We start from the raw sequence: 19,749 nt of genomic DNA, 5'->3' as shown, positions 1-19,749 counted from the left end.
GGCGGGCCGGGCGCCGGGGGCGCGTGCGCCTCCCGGTGCCCGGCCCGCCTCGGTTCACGCCTCGGTGACGTGGAAGGCGTCGAGGACGAACTCGGCGGTGCCGTCGCTGCCGGTCTTGCGCAGGCCGACCCAGGCGTCGCCGCTCTCGGGCGCGGTGAACTCGTAGTCGAGGGTGGTGGGTCGGGTGGCGACGGGCAGGGGCTGCCGGCGCAGTTCGCGGGCGGTGGGCTCGTCGACGGCGGTGATCCAGGCGTACTGGCCGGCCTTCTCGTTCTCGTAGCGGAAGGTGACGCGGTAGCGGCGGCCGGGGGTGAAGCGGACGGTGTGCGGGACGGTGCGGTAGACCAGGCCGGTGTTCTCACCGCGGGACTTCAGGGACTGGCCGCCGTCGATGACGTCGTCGATCGCCTTCCCGTTCCAGCCGCGTTGGGTGTAGGGGGCGTGGCGCTGGGCGAGGTGGGTGCGGGGGTCGGTGGAGCCGCCGGCGTCGCCCTTGACGAACGGGCCCCAGCCCTGGGGGACGTGTGCGAAGTCTTCGTGGACGAGGGTGGCGGGGGTGCCGGGCGTGGCGGGCGGGGCGGTGGGGCGGGGTGCGGCGACGACGCGGACGTTGTCGAAGCGGATCCGGGCCCGGCCGGGGGCGGCGGTGAGGCCGAGGGTGGCGGGGCCGCCGCCGTCGGGCACGGTGAAGCGGGTGGTCATGCGCTGGAAGCGGGTGCCGGTCTTGCGGTCGGCGGCGACGTGGTTGGTGGCGGTGGAGGTGTCGGTCCAGTTGGTGGCGGTGACGCCGTCGGCGGTGCGGACCGTCAGGCCGGCGCGGCGCCGCTCCCCCGCTGTGGCGCCGACCTCGACCTGGACGGAGGCGGCGTAGTCGCCGGGGGCGAGGCGGGCCAGGCGTTGGGCGACGGTGGCGGCGGCGCCGGGGCCGATGACGAGTTCGTAGTCGCCGCGGTCGTTGATCTCGACGGTGGCGGGGCCGGTGGTCTGCCAGGCGGCGAGGTCGCCGGCGTGGAAGCCGGGGTCGGTCAGGGGGGTGCCCTCGCCCCAGTGGGGGTCGGGTGGGGTGGGGGCCTCGGTGCGGTAGACGACGTAGGCGGTGCCGGGGCGGGCGGTGAGGGTGATCTGCCCGTCGGTGACGGGGATCCGGGTCCGGTCGGTGCGGCCCTGGTCGGTGAGCCGGTAGACGTGCACCGCGGGGGCGCCCGACCAGCCGCGGGGGAGCCGCCAACTGCTGCGTCCGCCGCGGGGGTTGTAGTGGTAGAGCTTGGTGGGGTCGGTGGCGCTGCGGGGTTCCCAGGGCAGCAGGTAGCTGCCGCCGTCGTAGACGAGGCGGCCGTCGGTGGTGATGCGGCGGGTGCCGTCGGTGTCGGTGACGGCGGTGCGGGTGGGGCCTTCGAAGGTGATCTCGTGGTCGGTCCAGGTGCGGATGGGGTACGCCTGGAGGTATTTGGCGGGCAGGGCGTCGTTCCAGACGATGGTGTGGAAGGCGTGCCAGTCGTTCTTGCCGGTCCAGCCCTCGAAGTTGCCCATGCGGGGGGCGCCGAGGAGGGTGGGCCACTTGTCGGCGAAGACGTCCTTCTGGTGGTTGCGGAGGAAGCGGACGAGGCGGGAGTTGATGCCGCGGGAGGTGTCGGGGCCGTAGTCGGTCTCGTTGGCCCAGTGCGACCACAGGGCGGAGCGTTCCAGGCCGTGGCCCCATTCGGTGGCGATCTGCCAGCCCTGGTCGCGCAGGTGGCGTTGGAGGCGGTCGGAGTTCCAGCCGGATTCGCGGAAGACGTCGAGGTAGACGGTGTTCAGGGCGGGGTCGGTCTCCTTGCGGAGCTGGGCGAAGCGGGCGGCGATGGTGCCTGCGGTCAGGTCGCGGCGGGCGTTGATCCGGTAGGACTGGTCGAGCCAGTCCCACTGCTTGTCGTTCTTGTCGACGAGCGTCTCGGAGAAGGCGTGCGCGACGGGGTAGGACTCGGTGGCGTTGACGTGGACGGCGAAGTCGCTGTGCCACTTCTTCCCGGCGCGGAGCAGGGTGTTGAGGTCGGCCAGGCCGCCGGCGCGCGCGTTGTAGTTGCCGCCGTAGTCGGGGTGGGCGGAGTCGTGGCCTTCGGACTGGTAGCCCTTGAGGAGGGTGAACTGGCGCAGGCCGTCGGTGGCCAGGGCGATCCGTTTGACGTTGTCGAGGGTGGCGAGGAACGGGTTGGTGGCCTGGCTGGCGAAGTTGAAGGGGATGTGCGGGACGACCCGCAGGTGCTGGGTGTCGGCGCCGAGCGGGACGACCATGATGTCGCGCAGGGCGATCGCGGCGTCCTGCCAGTCGGTGCGGCCGTCGCCGTTGCGGTCGCGGGTGAGGATGACGGTGGCGTACGGGAGGGGTTCGGTGGCGTCGGTGGGTTGGCCGGCGGCGCGGTGGGTCCATGGGCCGGGGGCGAGTTGGGCCTTGAGGTAGCCGTCGCCGCGCAGGGTCTGCCGCCAGAGTCGGCCGTTCTCCCAGCTGGTGGCGGCGGTGGGGGTGTCGTGGACGGTGTTGGTCTCGATGCCGGCGGCGAGCTGGTCGGTGGCGACGACGGCGTAGGCGCAGCCGGTGGGGGCGGGCTCGGCGGGGGTGTCGGGGGTGACGCGGACGAGGGTGTCGCCGCTGGTGGCCTTGTCGAGTTGGAGGCGGGCGGCGAGGAGGTGGGCGCCGGGCTGGTCGCTGCGGACGCTGAGCAGGGCGAGGCCGGGTATCTGGAGGGTGCCGACGCGCAGCGCGGGGGTGTCGTCGATGGCGGTCAGGCGCCAGGTGACCTGCCAGCCGTCGACGGTGATCTCGGCGGTGAGGGTGGTGCCGCCGTCGAGGGCGAGGGTGTAGGTGGCGCGGTCGGCGCGGGCCCGGTGGGTGACGCGGGGGGTGTGCGCGGTGCCGTCGATGAGGATCTGGGTGACGGGGGTCTCCTGGCCGTGCAGGACGGCGCCGGTGGCGCGGTCGGTGTAGGAGACGATGCGGGGGAAGGCGGGGTCGACGCGGACGTCCAGCGCGGCGGAGTGCAGGACCGTCTCGCCGGTGCGCGGGGCGGCGGTCGCGGTGCGGCTGCCGAGGGGGAGGGTGGTGGCGACGCCGGCGAGTGCGGTGGCGGCGACGAGTTGTCTGCGGCTGGGCCCTGGCTGTGCGGTCACGCGCGTCCTCCTCGGTGGCGGTGCGGCCTGTCGGCGGACAGCGTGCGGGGCGGGCGGGGCGCAGGCCCATGGACTAAGGCGCGGGAGGTGTTGGACAGATGTGCGGCGGCGGTCGCGCGGTCAGGTGTCGTCCGGGCCGGTCGTGGGGAGGACGGCGACGACCTCCCAGCCGCCTTCCGGTGCGGGGCCGGCGGTGAGGGTGCCGCCGAGGGCCTCGGCGCGTTCGGTGAGGCCGGCCAGGCCGAAGCCTCCGCCGCGGGCCTGCTCGGACAGGCGCGCGGCGGCGCCGCCGTCGTTGGCGATGCGCAGTTCGGTGCCGCGGGGGACGGTGTGCACGGTGATCCGGACGGCGGTGGCGTCGGCGGCGTGCTTGCGGACGTTGGTGAGGGCCTCGCGGACGATGCGGTGGACGGCGGCGGCCACCTCGGGGGGCAGGGTGCGGTCCAGGCCGGGTTCGAGGTCCAGGACGACCGGCGGTCCAGTGCGGGCGAACGCGTCGGCGAGGGTGCGGACCTCGGCGAGTCCGGCGACCGGTGCGGTGCGGGCCTCGCCCTCGCGCAGCACCCGCACCAGGCGGCGCATGGCGCCGAGCGCCTCGCCGCCGGAGGTTTCGATCCGGGCGAAGGCGGCGCCGGCCCGCGGCCCGTCGAGGGCGGTGAAGCGGGCCGCGCGGGCCTGCACGACGATGCCGGTGACGTGGTGGGCGACGACGTCGTGCAGTTCCCTGGCCAGTTCCAGGCGTTCGGCGTCCCGTACGGCGGCCAGGTCGCGCAGCCGGCCGGCGTCCTGCCAGCGCAGGATCAGCGAGTAGGCGGTGACGACGACGGTGAGGACGCCGTAGAGGACGGTGAAGACGCCCATCCGGATGTCGCGCATGGGAGCCAGGACGCAGGCCAGGCCGAGCAGGGGGCCGAGGACGGCGGCGGTGCGGCCGGGGGCCCCGCGGACCACGGCGGTGAGCAGGACGAGCAGGGCGATGCCCTCGCCCAGGCCCCAGACCCGCAGGGCGTGCTGGCCGGCGATCAGGACGGCGGAGGCGGCCAGGGACACCGCGACCGCGATCCGGGCCCGGGTGCTGAGCGGGATCCGGCGGTAGGGGACGGCGCACAGGCAGACCACGACGGCGGCCGCGACGACGACGGCGTGCGGGCGGGTGGGCTGTTGGGTGAGGACCACCGCCTCCACGCCGACGAGGAAGAGCAGGACCCCGGCGAGGGCGGTCTTGGCGGCGGCGGCCTTGTGGGGGTGGGTGCGGGCCCACCCGGACATCGGGCTCATCCGCCGGTGGCCAGCCCGGTTTCCCAGGCCCAGGCGGCGATCTCGACGCGGTTGCGGGCGGCCAGCTTGGCCTGCACGTTGGCGAGATGGGTCTTGACGGTGGAGAGCGAGACGAAGAGTTCGTCGGCGATCTCGGCGTTGGTGCGGCCGGTGGCCAGGGCGCGGACGACCTGTTCCTCGCGGTCGGTGAGCGGCTCGGAGGGGGCTTTGGCGGAGCGGCCGGCGGTGGGGGCCATGGTGCGCAGCAGCCGCAGGGTGATGGCGGGCGAGACCAGGGCGTCGCCGGCGGCCGCGGCGCGGACGCCCTCGACGAGCAGGGCGGGGCTGGCGTCCTTGAGGAGGAAGCCGCAGGCGCCGCCGTGCAGCGCGGCGTGCACGTACTCGTCGAGGTCGAAGGTGGTGACGATGACGATCCTGGGGCGGTCGTGGTGCTCGGGGTGGGTGGCGGCGCGCTCGGCGAGCCGGCGGGTGACCTCCAGGCCGTCCGGTTCGGGCATCCGGATGTCGAGCAGGAGCACGTCGGGCTGGAGCCGTTCGACGGCTTCCAGGGCGGCGGCGCCGTCGGTGACGTCGTCGAGGACCTCGATGTCGGGCTGGCTCTCCAGGATCATCCGGAAGCCCGTCCGGACCATCTCCTGGTCGTCGGCGATGACCACGCTGATCGGCATGGCTCCATCGGACCCGGGTCGACCGGGGCCCGCAAGCCGCGGCGGCGGATGGCGGAGGGGCCGGGGCCCGGTGGTGTGCCCGGGCCCCGGCCGTCGGTGGTGCGGGCGGGTCAGCTGCCGAGCCCGGCAGCGGCCTTCTTGATGTCGGCCGCGAAGGCGCTCACCTCGGTGTAGACGCCGGGCTTGCCGGGGCGGGCGCAGCCCTCGCCCCAGGAGACGATGCCGACCTGGAGCCACTGGCCGGCGTCGTCCTTGCGGAACATCGGGCCGCCGGAGTCGCCCTGGCAGGTGTCGACGCCGCCGGTGTCGAGCTTGCCGGCGCATATCTCGTCGCCGGGCGTGAGGGAGTCGCCGTATGCCTGCTGGCAGGTGGCGTCGTCGACGAACGGGACGGTGGCCTTGAGCAGGTAGCGCTGCTGGTCGCCGCCTTCCTTGTCGGCGCCCCAGCCGGCGATGGTGAAGTCGCCCTTGTTGTAGGTGTCGTTCTCGGCGATCTTCAGGGTGGGCTGGTCGATGGGCTTGGCGAGCTTGATGAGGGCCCAGTCCTTGCCCTTGCCGTTGTAGCCGGGGGCCTGGAGGACCTGGGTGGAGTTGACCTTGACGGCGGCCGAGTCCTCCAGGTCGACGACGCCGCCGGTGGCGGTGATGGAGGTGTCGTTGCCGCTGCCGTCGACGCAGTGCGCCGCGGTGAGCACGATGTCCTTGGTGTAGAGGGCGCCGCCGCAGCCCATCGACAGCCGGACCATGAAGGGGAATTCACCCTGGTCGGCGCGGGTGCCGCCGACGACGTGGGTGTGCACGGAGCCGCCGGGGGTGGGCGCGGGGGCGGCCTGCGCCGCGGCCGGCTGGAGGCTGACGGCGGCCAGGGCGATCGCGCCGGCGGCGGTGGTTCTCTTGAGGTGCTTCCGGGTGCTGCGCAACGGACTGTTCCTTTCGTGGGGGGTCGCGTAGCGCAATGACAGAGTCATGCCAACCCCAGCGCCGGGCATGGCCGTCGCAAAATGCGCACGGACGACGGCAGCACACCGCAAAGCCTTCGGGTATCCAGGCAATGAACCCGTAAAGCGCCCTGTGATTATGTGGAGTGGGGGATCAGAGTGACAAGGGTCAACATCCGGCCAACTCCCCTACCCCATACGCCCCGTACGCCCCGTACCGTCGGCCCGGGCGCCGGCCGTACAGTGTCCGGATGACCACCGGCGGCAGCGGGATCGCACACGGCTTCCCCCATCTCGACACGGTCCGCGCGGCCCTCACGGCGCTCTTCCGGCGCCTGTCCCACGACACCGTGAGCACCTTCCCCACCAGCGTCCTCCCGGTGGACGTCGCCTTCGACGACACCGAGGACGTGCACCTGGGCGCGCAGCGGATCGCCCGCGCCATGGTCCACCAGCTGCACCTGCCGGACGCCCGGATCGTGATCACCTTCCGCGAGATGGAGCACGCCGCGACCGTCGAACTGACCGCGGGGCCGGAGTACTTCGTCGAACTCAACGACCGCTTCCGGCGGCACCGCAAGGACATCGGCGCCGCCCTCGCCCACGAGGTGACCCACGTCTGGCTGCACCGGCTGGACCTGTCCTTCCCCGGCACCCGTGACAACGAGATCCTCACCGACACCGCCGCCGCCTACCTCGGCGCCGGCTGGCTACTGCTGGACGCCTACCGCGAGCACGGCCCGTTCTCACAGAAGTTGGGCTATCTGACGCCCGAGGAGTTCGGCTACGTGCTGGCCAAGCGCGCCGACTTCTTCGACGAGGACCCCGCACCGTGGTTCACCAGCCCGCAGGCGTACGACGCCTACACCGCCGGGCGGGCGCGGGCCCGGCAGGACGCCCGGCGGCCACCGCTCGCCGGCGCCGGCTGGGCCGCCCGGCTCCGCTACGCCAAGGACCGCCGCGCGGCCCAGGACCCGCGCCGCGCCGCCGGGCCCGCCGCCGGCCCCGGCGACGGCTACGCCTTCGAGCCCGCCGCCGGCACCGGTGCGCCGCTGCGGGTGTCCTTCCCCTGCCCGACCTGCTGGCAGCGGATCCGCGTCCCGGTCCGCGGCCACCTCCAGGCCCGCTGCGGCCTGTGCAAGACCCTGCTGGACTGCGATACCTGACGATGCGTCATGTCAGCACCCCGGGCCCGCCGGACGACCCACGGGGTCAGATCCAGCCCTCCAGCCCGGCCAGGAACCCCGGCAGGTCGTCCCGGTGGATGGTGTGCCCGGCACCGTCCACCGTGCGCACCTCGAAACCGCGGCCGGCGAGCTCCTTGCCCGTCTCCTCGGTGAAGAGGAACCCCTTCCCCGCGATCTGCACCAGCGACGGCACCACCGGCCGCTCCGGCGTCCGGTCCCGCAGATGGCCGCCGGACAGCGCCAGCGCCGTCCCGGTGTCCCAGTCCGCGAGGGTGGCCAGCTCGATGTCGACGTCGACGTCGTCCCAGCGCGGGTTGAAGTACCGCACCACGGTGGGATCGGCCTTCTTGAACGTCACGAACACCGCCGGGTCCACGGTCTGCCGCACGCCCGTCAGCGACCACGCCGGATCGCTGTAGATCACCCGCCGCGGCCGCAGCCGCTCGACCGCCAGGGACAGCGCCAGACCGCCCAACGAGTGCCCCAGGGCGACCTCGACGCCGACCGGCAGGGTGTCCACGAGGTCGTCGGCGAAGAGCTCGGGGCCGTAGTCGCCGCGCGGGCTGCGGCCGTGGCCGCGCAGATCGACGGCGATGACGCGGTAGCCCCGCTCGGCGAGGGCCGGGCCGACCCGGTGCCAGGTGCGGTGGTCGGACATGATCCCGTGGATCAGCACCGCGATCCGCTCACCGGCGCCCCACTCGTGGGTGTGCAGCTGCATCCGTGCCCCTCTTCCGCCGTTCCGCTCGTCTCCACCCGCGCCGGCGCGCCGCACGTCGGGCTCCAGCGGCTCTCCGGCACGGCCGCACGACCGAAGTTACACGTGTAAGTCGTCGGGAGCGCAGCCCGGCGGCGCGCAGCGCCGTCATCTGGGGGTGGAGGTCGGGCGACGAGAGAGCAGCCCGGCGCGCAGCGCCGTCATCTGGGGGTGGAGGTCGGGCGACGGGAGGGCAGCCCGGCGCGCGGTGCCGGCCGGCATCCGCTGTGCGAGGATGCCCCCCGGCATGACCGACCCAGCCGGCCCCGAGGCCACCCCAACACCCCCGACCAGTGCGGCCGTTGCCCGCCGCGCCGGGGTGTCGCGCGCGACCGTCTCGTACGTGCTCAACGGCCAGGCCGCCGGGCGCGTCGGGGCCCGTACCCAGGCCCGGGTGCGGGCCGCCGCCGAGGAGCTGGGGTACGTGCCGCACGCGGCGGCGCGCAGCCTGCGGGCCGGCCGGGGCCGGATCGTGCTGCTGGCCGCACCGGCCGACGCGGTGCCCGCGTTCGGCCCGCTGTTCGCCGACTTCCTCGCCGGGTTCCAGGCCGCGCTGCACCACCTGGGCTACACCGGTGTGCTGCACGGCGCGCCCGCCGCCTCCCCGCTGGCCGCCGCCCGCGACTGGGCCGAGCTGCGGCCCGCCGCCGTACTGGCGCTGCACGGACCGCCGTTGGACGCCGCCGCCGTCGAGCTGCTGAAGCGGTCCGGGACCGCGGCGGTGCTCACCACCGGCCCGCAGGCGCCGCCCGGCGCCCACGCCCTGCTGCTGGACCAGCGCGAGGCCGGCCTGCGGGCCGGTGCGCACCTCCTGGCCGCCGGCCGCCGCCGCATCGGGGTGGTGCTCCCGGCCGATCCCCGCCTGACCGCCTTCGCCGAGCCGCGGCTCGCCGGCGTACGGGACGCGGCCGCCGCGCACCCCGGCGCCGAGGTCCGCCCCCTGGTCCTGGCGCGCACCGAGGAGTCCGCAGCCCGGCTCGCCGCACGGTGGCCGGCGCTCGACCTGGACGCGGTGTTCGCCTACAACGACGAGTACGCGATGCTGCTGCTGCGCGCCCTCCAGGACGCCGGGCACGCCGTCGGCGCCTCCCGGGGGCGGATCGCGGTGGTCGGTGCGGACGACCTGCTGCTGGCCCGGCTGCTGCGCCCCCGGCTGACCACCGTCCGGGCCGAGACCGCCGCCCCGGACCGGATCGCCCACCTGGTCGACGCCCTCATCCGGGACCCGTCCGCCCCGCCGGCCGCCCACCGCCTGGGAACCTTCCACCTCGTGCCCCGCGACTCCGCATGACGCACCGTCACATGACATGAGTCGCACGGTGGTTGGGCCGTCGGTCCGACGACCGCGTGGTGCTCGCCCCGCCGGCCTCACCGCCAGTCCGGTCGAGGGCGTCCATGATCACAACGCTGATCGCCGGAGGTCCGCGGCCCGGAGCTTTGCGCCGTGGCCGGATCGAGCGCGCGGTGTGACGGGGGGGGCAGGAACCCATCGTGCCCCTGACACGTCCCATCCGCGACCGACCCGAGGAGGCACGTCATGCCGCACACCGTCCACCGCACCCGCCCGCGCACCCGTGCGACCGCCCTGGCCGTCTCCCTCGCCGCGGCCGGCGCCGTCGCGCTCTCCGGCTGCGGCCGGGCCACCCAGGCGGTGCACTCCTCTCCGCCGCAGCACACCCCGGACGCCTTCGACCAACGGGCCGCGCAGATCGTCCGGGACTGGCCGAAGGTCTCCCCCGTCCCCGGCCGCCAGGAGGCGTTGCTGCCGCTGGCCGGCGCCGAGCGCCCCAAGAGCCCAGACGCCAGGGAGTTCACGGTGACCGTCGGCCACAGCGCCTGCGACGCGGGCTACGGCGCCCGGGTGCGGGAGTCCAAGGAGCTGGTCGTGGTCTCGGGGTGGGGCAGGAAGAAGAACCCCAAGGGGATGTGCACCGAGCAGTTGGCCACGGACCGGGCGAAGATCCGGCTGGACGGCCCGTTGGCGGGCCGCACGGTGGTGGACGCGGCCACCGGCAAGCGCCTGCTGACGGGCTGACCACGACGACCGGACACCACTTCCCGCTCCGGGCCGATCGCAGGGACACACCTTAGGCTCGCGTCATGAGCCCTTCCATCGCCACCACCACCCGTGTCGACCTGTCCGAGCTACTGGAGTTCGTCCGCCCGCGGCACCGCGCGATCCTGCTCACCCGCCGTTCCGACGGCACCCCGCAGGGTTCGCCGCTGACCTGCGGGGTGGACGACTCCGGTCGGCTGGTGATGTCGACGTACCCAGAGCGGGCGAAGGTCCGCAACGTCCGCCGGATCCCGTCGGTCAGCGTGCTCGTGCTGTCCGACGAATGGACCGGGCCGTGGGTGCAGGTCGACGGCGAGGCCGAGGTGATCGACACCCCGGACTCCATCGAGCCGCTGGTCGAGTACTACCGGAACATCGCCGGTGAGCACCCGGACTGGGACGAGTACCGTGCCGCGATGCGCAAGCAGGGCAAGTCCCTGATCCGGGTGACGCCGCGGCGCTGGGGCCCGATCGCGACCGGCGGCTTCCCGGCCCGTCTGGTGGCCGGCGACGGCGCCTGACGGGCCGGTCGTCGCGCCGGCCCGGCGTCAACGGGTGGGGCAGGCGCCTCCGTTGACGTTCAGCACCTGACCGGTGACGTGCCGGGCCGCCGGCGACGCCAGGAAGGCGACCGCGCCGGTGATGTCGTCCAGGGCGCCGGGCCGGCCGGTGGCGGTGGCCGCGATCAGGTGCTCCCGGCGCGCGTCGGCGAGCTGGTCGCGGAAGAACTCGGTGCCCGCGATGTAGCCGGGCGAGACCACGTTGGCGGTGATCCCGCGCGGGCCGAGGGTCCGGGCCAGGTCGATGTTCCAGGAGGCGAGTCCGGCCTTGGCCGCGCCGTAGGAGCCGGAGCCCTGGTCGGCGGCGATGGACCCGATGTGGATCACCGCGCCGCCGGCCGCCAGCCGGTCGTCGACGGCCCGGGTGGTCAGCGCGGCGCTGAGCAGGTTGGCGTCGAGGTTGGCCCGGAAGTCCCGGGCGTAGGAGGCCAGGTCGGTGGCGCCGTCGGCGTCGAAGTCGGTCTGGCCGCCGGCGTTGTTGACCAGGACGTCGAGGCACTCGGGCAGTTCGGCGGCGAGCCGGTGGAGCGCCGCGGGGTCGGTGTGGTCGCAGACCGCGGCGGTCACCCCGGTGAGGGCGTCCGCGGTCTCCTTGAGCGGGCCGGGCCGCCGGCCGGTGATGACGACGCGGTCGCCGTGGGCCGCGAAGTGCTCGGCGAGGGCGCGTCCGATGCCGGTGCCGCCGCCGGTGATCAGGATGGTGCGTGCCATATGCTGTGCTCCGTCCGTAATTTTTAGGTCTAAATACATAGCTCGCAACCCTGCGTTCAGAGCTAAATTTAGACCTGAACATAACACTCCCAGGAGGTCCGGTGGCAAGCGAACCCCAGGCGCAGGACGGCGACGACCGCCCGGCACCCCCCGACTCCGCCTATCCCGTGGAGGAGATCACCGCCGCCTGGCAGCGCGAGCGCCCCGGCACGCCGGTCTCCTCCATCGGGATCGTCACGCCCATCTGGCGGCTGGCGAAGCTGCTTGGCGACGACCGGCGCCGGGTGCTCAACCGCGCCGGGGTGGACATCGCCACCCTCGACCTGCTCAGCGTGCTGCGCCGCAGCGGCCCCCCGTACACCCTGAGCACCCGGGAGTTGAGCCGGCGCTCCATGGTCACCGCCGGGGCGATCTCCCAGCGGGTGGCCCGCGCCGAACGCGAGGGCCTGGTCACCCGCCGGCCCGGGGAGGGCCGCCCGCGCAGCGTGCTGGTCGAACTGACCCCGACCGGCCACGACGTCGTCGAGTCCACCGTCGACCAAGTACTCGGCCGCGAAGCCGAGTTGCTCCAGGCGCTCTCCCCCGAACAGCAGGAGCAGTTGACCGAGCTGCTGCGGATCCTCCTCCTGGACGTCCAGCACCGCCTGGGCGACGACCGGATCACCCAGGTCGGCGAGGACTGACCTCCATGCGGTCGCGCGGCGGCGGGGTCGCCGGCGTGGGCGTGAGCACCTCGTCGGGCAGCCCCAGCCGCTCCCGGAAGGCGGCTCTGCCGACCTCGGTGACCGCGAGGATGCGGCTGGCCGGGGCCTTGATGATCCAGCGGTGCTCCAGCGCGTGCCGGTAGAGGGCGGCGCCGACCGCGCCGGACAGGTGCTGGCGGCGCGAGGTCCAGTCCAGGCAGGTGCGCACGTGCGCCCGGTGGGCCGGCGACTGGCCGGGGTGCGGGATGCCCAGGTCGGCCAGCCACGCGGCGCCGGCGGTGGTCAGCTCCAGCCCGTACTCCCGTACCAGCAGGCCGCGTTCGAGCATCGTCTCGGCCAGGGCCACCCCGAGCGCCCCGGCGATGTGGTCGTAGCAGGTGCGGGCGTGGTGCAGGGCCCGGCGGTGGTTGGCCTCGGCCAACGAGCGGATCCGCACCTGGCGGTAGGGGGCGAGCCCGGCGAGGTTCTCCAGGGTCTCCGCGGTGTCCGGCCCGGCCAGTCTGACGTAGCGCCGGCGCCCCTGTCGCTCCTCGGCCAACAGGCCGCCGGCGACCAGGAGGTTGAGGTGCTCGGTCGCGGTGGACGGCGCCACCCCGGCGTACTCGGCCAGCTCGCCGGCGGTCCAGGTGCCGCCGTCGAGCAGGGCGATGCAGATGGCGGCGCGGGTACGGTCCGCGAGCAGCGCCGCGAGGGCGGCCAGATCGGGAGTTTCCGCAGTGCTTTCGTGATCGGCGTCCCATCGAATCATGTGCAGAGCGTAATCACATATAACACTTCGGTGAGCGCCGAATCGTCCGGCTTCTATCCTCAGGAGTATGAAATCCGCGCTGGAGAAAAGCAGTTCGGTCGTGCCGGCGCTGCTGTCCACGGAGAACGACGACGGGACGTTCGTGCTGGTCGCGCTGCAGATCCGGTGGGACCTCGGGCCGGTGGTGAGCGTCTGGCTGCCCGCCCGGGGGCGCACCGCGCAGAACCTCGCAGTACGCCCCGACGTTGTCTTCAACCTGCCGCCCGAAGGGGCCGCCGCGCAGGAGGGGGCGGAGGGCGGCGCCGAGCCGGAGGCGCCCTGGACGGAGCCGTCCGAGCTGGTCCGGCCGCCCCGACTGGCGCACTGCCCGGTGCAGTTGGAGGCCCGCCGGGTCGGCGAGCGGACGATGACCGACGGCGCCTGGACCCAGATCGAGGCACAGGTGCTGCGGGTCCATGCGGACCCGCGCTGGGTGCTGCCGCTGGGCGACGGCAGCATCGACGTATCGGCCTGGCGGGCGCCGGTGCACGACTTCCGGCCGCCGGTCACTCCCCCGCCGGAGCCCGTCCCGGTGCCCGCCCGGGAGATGGCCCGGCAGTTGGGGCGGCGCTTCCCCACCCAGCGGGACCACTAGGGCGTGTCCGCCACGTCCCGCCGGCGCCGGAAAAGACAGCGCGGCGCCTGCCCTCCGGTCGGGGTGGAGGGGACAGGCGCCGCCGTACGGGGGCCGGGCTCTCACCCGGTCCCCGTGCCTCCGTACGACGCTGTACGGGACATCCGGTGACGGACGCTCACACCGCCAGGGCGCGGTCCGTCGGCTTGATCGGAGCCGGCAGGGCGCTGGCTCCGGTGAGGAAGCGGTCCACACCGCGGGCGGCGGAGCGGCCCTCGGCGATGGCCCACACGATCAGCGACTGGCCGCGACCGGCGTCACCGGCGACGAAGACACCGGGGACGTTGGTGGCGAAGTCCGCGTCGCGGGCGACGTTGCCGCGCGCGTCCAGCTCCAGTCCGAACTGCTCGACCAGGCCGTTCTGCTGGTCGGTGCCGGTGAAGCCCATCGCGAGGGTGACCAGCTGGGCCGGGATCCTCCGCTCGGTGCCGGGCTTCTGCTCCAGCTTGCCGTCCTTGAACTCCACCTCGGTCAGGTGCAGCCACTGGACGTTGCCGTCCTCGTCGCCCTCGAAGTGGGTGGTGGACACCGAGTAGACCCGCTCGCCACCCTCCTCGTGCGCGGAGGTGACCTTGTAGAGCATGGGGAAGGTCGGCCAGGGCTGGCCCGCGTTCCGCTCCTCGCCGGGCCTGGGCATGATCTCCAGCTGGGTCACCGACGCCGCGCCCTGGCGGTGCGCGGTGCCGACGCAGTCCGCGCCGGTGTCGCCGCCGCCGATGACGACCACGTGCTTGCCCTCGGCGCTGATCGGCGCGACCGTCAGGTCGCCCTCCTGCACCTTGTTGGCCAGCGGCAGGTACTCCATGGCGAAGTGGATGCCGTTCAGCTCACGGCCGGGCACCGGGAGGTCGCGGGAGGTGGTGGCGCCGGCCGCGACGACCACCGCGTCGTAGCGCTTGCGGAGCTTGGCCGCGTCGATGTCCCGGCCGATCTCCACCTCCGTGCGGAACTTGGTGCCCTCCGCGCGCATCTGCTCGATGCGGCGGTTGATGTGCCGCTTCTCCATCTTGAACTCGGGGATGCCGTAGCGCAGCAGACCGCCGATGCGGTCCGCGCGCTCGTACACGGCGACGGTGTGGCCGGCGCGGGTCAGCTGCTGGGCGGCGGCCAGGCCGGCCGGGCCGGAGCCGATGACCGCGACGGTCTTGCCGGAGAGCCGCTCCGGCGGCTGCGGGGTGACGTCACCGGCGTCCCACGCCTTGTCGATGATGGAGACCTCGACGTTCTTGATGGTGACCGGCTGCTGGTTGATGCCCAGCACGCAGGCCGCCTCGCAGGGCGCGGGGCACAGCCGACCGGTGAACTCCGGGAAGTTGTTGGTCGCGTGCAGCCGCTCGCTGGCCGCGGTCCAGTCCCCGCGGTAGGCGTAGTCGTTCCACTCCGGGATGAGGTTCCCGAGCGGACAGCCGTTGTGGCAGAACGGGATGCCGCAGTCCATGCAGCGCGACGCCTGCTTGGTGATGATCGGCAGCAGGGAGCCGGGCTGGTAGACCTCGCTCCAGTCCTTGACGCGCTCCTGGACGGGGCGGGTCCTGGCGATCTCGCGCTCGTGGTTCAGGAAGCCCTTGGGGTCAGCCATTGGTCGCCGCCTCCATCATCTTCTCGTGGGTCTCGGACTCGGAGAGCCCGGCTCGCTCGGCGGCGTCCTTGGCGGCGAGCACTGCCTGGTAGGTGGCCGGGACGACCTTGCGGAAGCGGGCGGCCGCCGCGTCCCAGTCGGCGAGGAGCTTCTCGGCGACGGTGGAGCCGGTCTCCTCCTGGTGGCGGCGCACGACATCGTGCAGCCACTGCCTGTCGGCGGCGTCGAGCGGGCGGACCGCGTCGGCCAGCTCCTTGTTGACGTTGTCCGGGTCGAGGTCGACGACGTAGGCGGTACCGCCGGACATGCCCGCCGCGAAGTTGCGGCCGGTCTCGCCCAGGACGACGGCGTGGCCGCCGGTCATGTACTCGCACCCGTGGTCGCCGACGCCCTCGGAGACCACCGTGGCACCGGAGTTGCGGACGCAGAACCGCTCGCCGACCCGGCCGCGCAGGTACAGCTCGCCGCCGGTGGCACCGTAGGCGAGGGTGTTGCCGGCGATGGTGGAGTACTCGGCGAGGTGGTCGGCCCCGCGGTCCGGGCGGACCACGATCCGGCCGCCGGACAGGCCCTTGCCGACGTAGTCGTTGGCGTCGCCCTCCAGACGGAGGGTGATGCCGCGGGGCAGGAACGCGCCGAACGACTGGCCGGCCGAGCCGGTGAAGGTGAGGTCGATGGTGTCGTCGGGCAGGCCCGCGCCACCGAACTTCTTGGTGACCTCGTGGCCGAGCATGGTGCCGGCGGTGCGGTTGATGTTGCGGATCGCGACCTGGGCGCGGACCGGCTGGGCGGCCTCGGCGGTGTCCGCGGACAGCGCGTCCGCGGCGAGCTTGATCAGCTCGTTGTCCAGCGCCTTCTCCAGGCCGTGGTCCTGGGTGGTGATCTGGTGGCGGACCGCGCCCTCGGCCAGGTCGGGGACGTGCAGCAGCGGGGCGAGGTCCAGGCCCTGGGCCTTCCAGTGGTCCACCGCCCGGGCGACGTCGAGGACCTCGGCGTGGCCGACGGCCTCGTCCAGGCTGCGGAAGCCCAGCTCGGCGAGGAGCTCGCGGACCTCCTCGGCGATGAACTCGAAGAAGTTGACGACGAACTCGGCCTTGCCGTTGAACCGCTCGCGCAACACCGGGTTCTGGGTGGCGATGCCGACCGGGCAGGTGTCCAGGTGGCAGACGCGCATCATGACGCAGCCGGAGACGACGAGCGGCGCGGTGGCGAAGCCGAACTCCTCGGCGCCCAGCAGCGCGGCGATGACGACGTCGCGGCCGGTCTTCAGCTGGCCGTCGGTCTGCACCACGATGCGGTCGCGCAGGCCGTTGAGCAGCAGGGTCTGCTGGGTCTCGGCCAGGCCGAGCTCCCAGGGGCCGCCGGCGTGCTTCAGCGAGGTCAGCGGGGAGGCGCCGGTGCCGCCGTCGTGGCCGGAGATGAGGACCACGTCGGCGTGCGCCTTGGAGACGCCCGCCGCGACCGTGCCGACGCCGACCTCGGAGACCAGCTTCACGTGGATGCGGGCGGCCGGGTTGGCGTTCTTCAGGTCGTGGATGAGCTGGGCGAGGTCCTCGATGGAGTAGATGTCGTGGTGCGGCGGCGGCGAGATCAGGCCGACGCCCGGGGTGGAGTGCCGGGTCTTGGCGACCCACGGGTAGACCTTGTGGCCGGGCAGCTGGCCGCCCTCGCCGGGCTTGGCGCCCTGGGCCATCTTGATCTGGATGTCGTCGGCGTTGACCAGGTACTCGGAGGTCACGCCGAAGCGGCCGGAGGCGACCTGCTTGATGCTGGAGCGGCGCGCCGGGTCGTACAGGCGCTCCGGGTCCTCGCCGCCCTCACCGGTGTTGGACTTGGCGCCGAGCTGGTTCATGGCGATCGCGAGGGTCTCGTGCGCCTCGCGGGAGATCGAGCCGTAGGACATCGCGCCGGTGGAGAACCGCTTGACGATCTCGGAGGCCGGCTCGACCTCGTCCAGGGGGATCGACGGGCGGTCCGCGGCGAAGGAGAACAGACCGCGCAGCGTCATCAGCCGCTCCGCCTGCTCATTCACCCGTTCGGTGTACTGCTTGAAGATGTCGTAACGGCGCGCCCGGGTGGAGTGCTGGAGCCGGAAGACGGTCTCCGGGTCGAAGAGGTGCGGCTCGCCCTCGCGGCGCCACTGGTACTCGCCGCCGATCTCCAGCGCGCGGTGGGTGGCGGCGATGCCGGACGCCGGGTACGCCTTGGCGTGCCGGGCCGCGACCTCCTTGGCGACGACGTCCAGGCCGGCGCCGCCGATCTTGGTGGCGGTGCCGTGGAAGTACTGCGCGACGAACGCGTCGTCCAGGCCGACGGCCTCGAAGACCTGCGCGCCGCGGTAGGAGGCGACGGTGGAGATGCCCATCTTGGACATCACCTTCAGGACGCCCTTGCCGAGCGCCTTGATCAGGTTCTTGATGGCGGTGTCGGCCTCCACGCCGGGCAGGAAGGTGCCGGCGCGGACGAGGTCCTCGACGGACTCCATCGCCAGGTACGGGTTGACCGCGGCGGCGCCGTAGCCGATCAGCAGCGCGACGTGGTGCACCTCGCGGACGTCGCCGGCCTCGACCAGCAGCCCGACCTGGGTGCGGGTCTGGGTGGCGATGAGGTGGTGGTGGACCGCGGCGGTCAGCAGCAGCGACGGGATCGGCGCGTGCTCGGCGTCCGAGTGCCGGTCGGAGAGCACGATCAGCCGGGCGCCGTCGGCGATGGCGGCGTCGGCCTCGGCGCAGATCTCCTCGATCCGGGCGGCCAGCGACTCGCCGCCGCCGGAGACCCGGTAGAGGCCGGCGAGGGTCACGGCCTTCATGCCGGGCATGTCGCCGTCGGCGTTGATGTGGACGAGCTTGGCCAGCTCGTCGTTGTCGATGACCGGGAACGGCAGGGTCACGCTGCGGCAGGAGGCCGCGGTGGGCTCCAGCAGGTTTCCCTGCGGGCCGAGGGAGGAGACCAGGGAGGTGACCAGCTCTTCCCGGATGGCGTCCAGCGGCGGGTTGGTGACCTGCGCGAAGAGCTGGGTGAAGTAGTCGAAGAGCAGCCGGGGGCGCTCGGAGAGCGCGGCGATCGGCGAGTCGGTGCCCATCGAGCCGATCGGCTCGGCGCCGGCCTTGGCCATCGGGGCGAGGATGACCCGGAGCTCTTCCTCGGTGTAGCCGAAGGTCTGCTGGCGGCGGGTGACCGAGGCGTGGGTGTGCACGATGTGCTCGCGCTCGGGCAGGTCGGCCAGGTCGATCAGGCCGGCGTCCAGCCACTCCTGGTAGGGGTGCTCGGCGGCCAGCTGGGCCTTGATCTCGTCGTCCTCGATGATGCGGTGCTCGGCGGTGTCGACGAGGAACATCTTGCCGGGCTGGAGGCGGCCCTTGCGGACGACCCTGGCCGGGTCGATGTCCAGGACGCCGACCTCGGAGGAGAGCACGACCAGGCCGTCGTCGGTGACCCAGTAGCGACCCGGGCGCAGACCGTTGCGGTCCAGGACCGCGCCGACCTGGGTGCCGTCGGTGAAGGTGACACAGGCCGGGCCGTCCCAGGGCTCCATCATCGTGGAGTGGTACTGGTAGAAGGCCCGCCGGGCCGGGTCCATGGCGGTGGCGTTCTCCCACGCCTCGGGGACCATCATCAGCACCGCGTGCGGCAGCGAGCGCCCACCGAGGTGGAGCAGTTCCAGGACCTCGTCGAAGGAGGCGGAGTCGGAGGCGTCCGGGGTGCAGACCGGGAAGAGCCGGTCGAGGTTCTCCGGGGCCCCGTCGCCGAACAGCGCGCTGGCCAGCTGGGACTCGCGGGCGCGCATCCAGTTGCGGTTGCCCTTGACCGTGTTGATCTCGCCGTTGTGGGCGACGAAGCGGTACGGGTGGGCCAGCGGCCAGCTCGGGAAGGTGTTGGTGGAGAACCGCGAGTGGACCAGCGCGACGGCGGTGGCGAACCGGCGGTCGGACAGGTCCGGGAAGAAGGGCTCCAGCTGGCCGGTGGTCAGCATGCCCTTGTAGACGATCGTGCGGGCGGACAGCGAGGGGAAGTACACCCCGGCCTCCCGCTCGGCGCGCTTGCGCAGCGCGAACGCCTTGCGGTCCAGCGCCAGCCCGGTGTCCCCGCCGTCGGCGACGCCGCGCCGGTCCGCGACGAACAGCTGGGAGAACGCCGGCATGGTGGCGCGGGCGCCGTTGCCCAGCAGCTGCGGGGCGACCGGGACGACCCGCCAGCCGAGGACCGTGAGGCCCTCCTCACCGGCAAGCGTCTCGATCCGTGAGACGGCGTCGGCCGCCTCGTGGGCATCGGAGGGCAGGAAGGCGATGCCGGCGGCGTAGGAGCCGGCCGCGGGGAGCTCGAAGGTGACCTCTTCGCGAAGGAACGCGTCCGGGATCTGGAGCAGGATGCCCGCGCCGTCGCCCGAGTCGGGCTCGGAGCCGGTGGCGCCGCGGTGCTCCAGGTTGGTCAGCACCGTCAGCGCCTGTTCGACCAGGGCGTGGCTGGCCTCACCGGTGAGGGTGGCCACAAAGCCGACGCCGCAGGCGTCGTGCTCGTTGCGCGGGTCGTACATCCCCTGCTGGGCGGGGCGCCCGTCCATGGGCGACCAAGCGGCGGCGGCGCTGCTGGTGGTCGCGGAGTGCGTGGACGCGAAGCGCATCGGCTCTCCCAACGTCGTCGTGGCATAGGCGTTGCCGAGGGACGACGTTGGCCCTCCGCGAAATTTCGTGCAGGTTACAGGATGGCTCGCTTCTCGAAAAGCGGAAGATGCCTTCCAACATTCGG

At 73.3% G+C, this 19,749-nt stretch carries 15 protein-coding genes; 6 read left to right on the top strand and 9 right to left on the bottom strand.

The genetic code is table 11. The features are described 5' to 3' along the window. Positions 1 to 54: 54 nt before the first annotated feature. From MOV08_RS30275 to MOV08_RS30260, 4 genes are all read right to left on the bottom strand, one after another. Positions 55 to 3,144 (bottom strand): endo-alpha-N-acetylgalactosaminidase family protein, encoded by a 3,090-nt coding sequence (locus MOV08_RS30275; protein WP_275309595.1) that lies wholly within the window; start codon positions 3,142 to 3,144, stop codon positions 55 to 57. A gap of 120 nt (positions 3,145 to 3,264) precedes the next feature. Continuing rightward, a complete protein-coding gene (locus MOV08_RS30270; protein WP_275309594.1) occupies positions 3,265 to 4,413 on the bottom strand; it encodes a sensor histidine kinase in 1,149 nt (382 codons plus the stop codon). A gap of 5 nt (positions 4,414 to 4,418) precedes the next feature. After that, positions 4,419 to 5,090 (bottom strand): response regulator, encoded by a 672-nt coding sequence (locus MOV08_RS30265; protein WP_039637482.1) that lies wholly within the window; start codon positions 5,088 to 5,090, stop codon positions 4,419 to 4,421. Positions 5,091 to 5,200: 110 nt separating this feature from the next. Continuing rightward, the gene (locus MOV08_RS30260; protein WP_039637480.1) at positions 5,201 to 6,010 is read right to left on the bottom strand and encodes a S1 family peptidase; all 810 of its coding nucleotides are present in this window, start codon (positions 6,008 to 6,010) and stop codon (positions 5,201 to 5,203) included. A 269-nt stretch (positions 6,011 to 6,279) separates the two neighbouring features. On the opposite strand from MOV08_RS30260, the gene MOV08_RS30255 reads away from it, so the two are divergent. Next, positions 6,280 to 7,194, top strand: coding sequence for a hypothetical protein (locus tag MOV08_RS30255; protein WP_275309593.1), 915 nt, complete (start codon positions 6,280 to 6,282; stop codon positions 7,192 to 7,194). A 46-nt stretch (positions 7,195 to 7,240) separates the two neighbouring features. Here MOV08_RS30255 and MOV08_RS30250 read toward each other — a convergent pair whose 3' ends face one another. Then, positions 7,241 to 7,936, bottom strand: coding sequence for an alpha/beta fold hydrolase (locus MOV08_RS30250; protein ID WP_275309592.1), 696 nt, complete (start codon positions 7,934 to 7,936; stop codon positions 7,241 to 7,243). Between the two features lie 283 nt (positions 7,937 to 8,219). Here MOV08_RS30250 and MOV08_RS30245 point away from each other — a divergent pair, with 283 nt between their 5' ends. The 3 genes from MOV08_RS30245 to MOV08_RS30235 all read left to right on the top strand — a co-directional run bounded on the left by MOV08_RS30245 (position 8,220) and on the right by MOV08_RS30235 (position 10,549). Beyond that, complete coding sequence (locus MOV08_RS30245) at positions 8,220 to 9,263, top strand: LacI family DNA-binding transcriptional regulator (RefSeq protein WP_275309591.1); 1,044 nt, start codon at positions 8,220 to 8,222, stop codon at positions 9,261 to 9,263. A gap of 246 nt (positions 9,264 to 9,509) precedes the next feature. Then, positions 9,510 to 10,007 (top strand): hypothetical protein, encoded by a 498-nt coding sequence (locus tag MOV08_RS30240; RefSeq protein WP_039637473.1) that lies wholly within the window; start codon positions 9,510 to 9,512, stop codon positions 10,005 to 10,007. 65 nt (positions 10,008 to 10,072) lie between these two features. Beyond that, a complete protein-coding gene (locus MOV08_RS30235) occupies positions 10,073 to 10,549 on the top strand; it encodes a PPOX class F420-dependent oxidoreductase (protein ID WP_275309590.1) in 477 nt (158 codons plus the stop codon). A gap of 27 nt (positions 10,550 to 10,576) precedes the next feature. Here MOV08_RS30235 and MOV08_RS30230 read toward each other — a convergent pair whose 3' ends face one another. Continuing rightward, positions 10,577 to 11,299 carry an SDR family NAD(P)-dependent oxidoreductase gene (locus tag MOV08_RS30230; protein ID WP_275309589.1) on the bottom strand — a complete coding sequence of 241 codons (723 nt, stop codon included), beginning with the start codon at positions 11,297 to 11,299 and terminating at the stop codon, positions 10,577 to 10,579. 101 nt (positions 11,300 to 11,400) lie between these two features. Here MOV08_RS30230 and MOV08_RS30225 point away from each other — a divergent pair, with 101 nt between their 5' ends. Beyond that, positions 11,401 to 11,982 (top strand): MarR family winged helix-turn-helix transcriptional regulator, encoded by a 582-nt coding sequence (locus tag MOV08_RS30225; protein WP_275309588.1) that lies wholly within the window; start codon positions 11,401 to 11,403, stop codon positions 11,980 to 11,982. On the opposite strand, the gene MOV08_RS30220 is transcribed toward MOV08_RS30225, so the two are convergent. Then, positions 11,960 to 12,751 (bottom strand): ArsR/SmtB family transcription factor, encoded by a 792-nt coding sequence (locus MOV08_RS30220; RefSeq protein WP_275309587.1) that lies wholly within the window; start codon positions 12,749 to 12,751, stop codon positions 11,960 to 11,962. The two genes, MOV08_RS30225 and MOV08_RS30220, sit on opposite strands and share 23 nt — an antisense overlap. A 67-nt stretch (positions 12,752 to 12,818) precedes the next feature. Here MOV08_RS30220 and MOV08_RS30215 point away from each other — a divergent pair, with 67 nt between their 5' ends. Further along, positions 12,819 to 13,385 (top strand): hypothetical protein, encoded by a 567-nt coding sequence (locus tag MOV08_RS30215; protein WP_039637462.1) that lies wholly within the window; start codon positions 12,819 to 12,821, stop codon positions 13,383 to 13,385. Positions 13,386 to 13,542: 157 nt separating this feature from the next. On the opposite strand, the gene MOV08_RS30210 is transcribed toward MOV08_RS30215, so the two are convergent. Together MOV08_RS30210 and gltB are read right to left on the bottom strand one after the other, a co-directional pair. Further along, positions 13,543 to 15,003, bottom strand: coding sequence for a glutamate synthase subunit beta (locus tag MOV08_RS30210; protein WP_275309586.1), 1,461 nt, complete (start codon positions 15,001 to 15,003; stop codon positions 13,543 to 13,545). Further along, the gene (gltB, locus tag MOV08_RS30205) at positions 14,996 to 19,624 is read right to left on the bottom strand and encodes a glutamate synthase large subunit (protein WP_275309585.1); all 4,629 of its coding nucleotides are present in this window, start codon (positions 19,622 to 19,624) and stop codon (positions 14,996 to 14,998) included. Before gltB ends, MOV08_RS30210 begins: the two co-directional genes overlap by 8 nt. Positions 19,625 to 19,749 lie beyond the last annotated feature (125 nt).

The sequence above is a fragment of the Streptomyces yunnanensis genome (genome assembly GCF_029011865.1).
Lineage (GTDB): Bacteria > Actinomycetota > Actinomycetes > Streptomycetales > Streptomycetaceae > Streptomyces > Streptomyces yunnanensis.
This window is presented reverse-complemented; position numbering and strand designations above follow the sequence as displayed.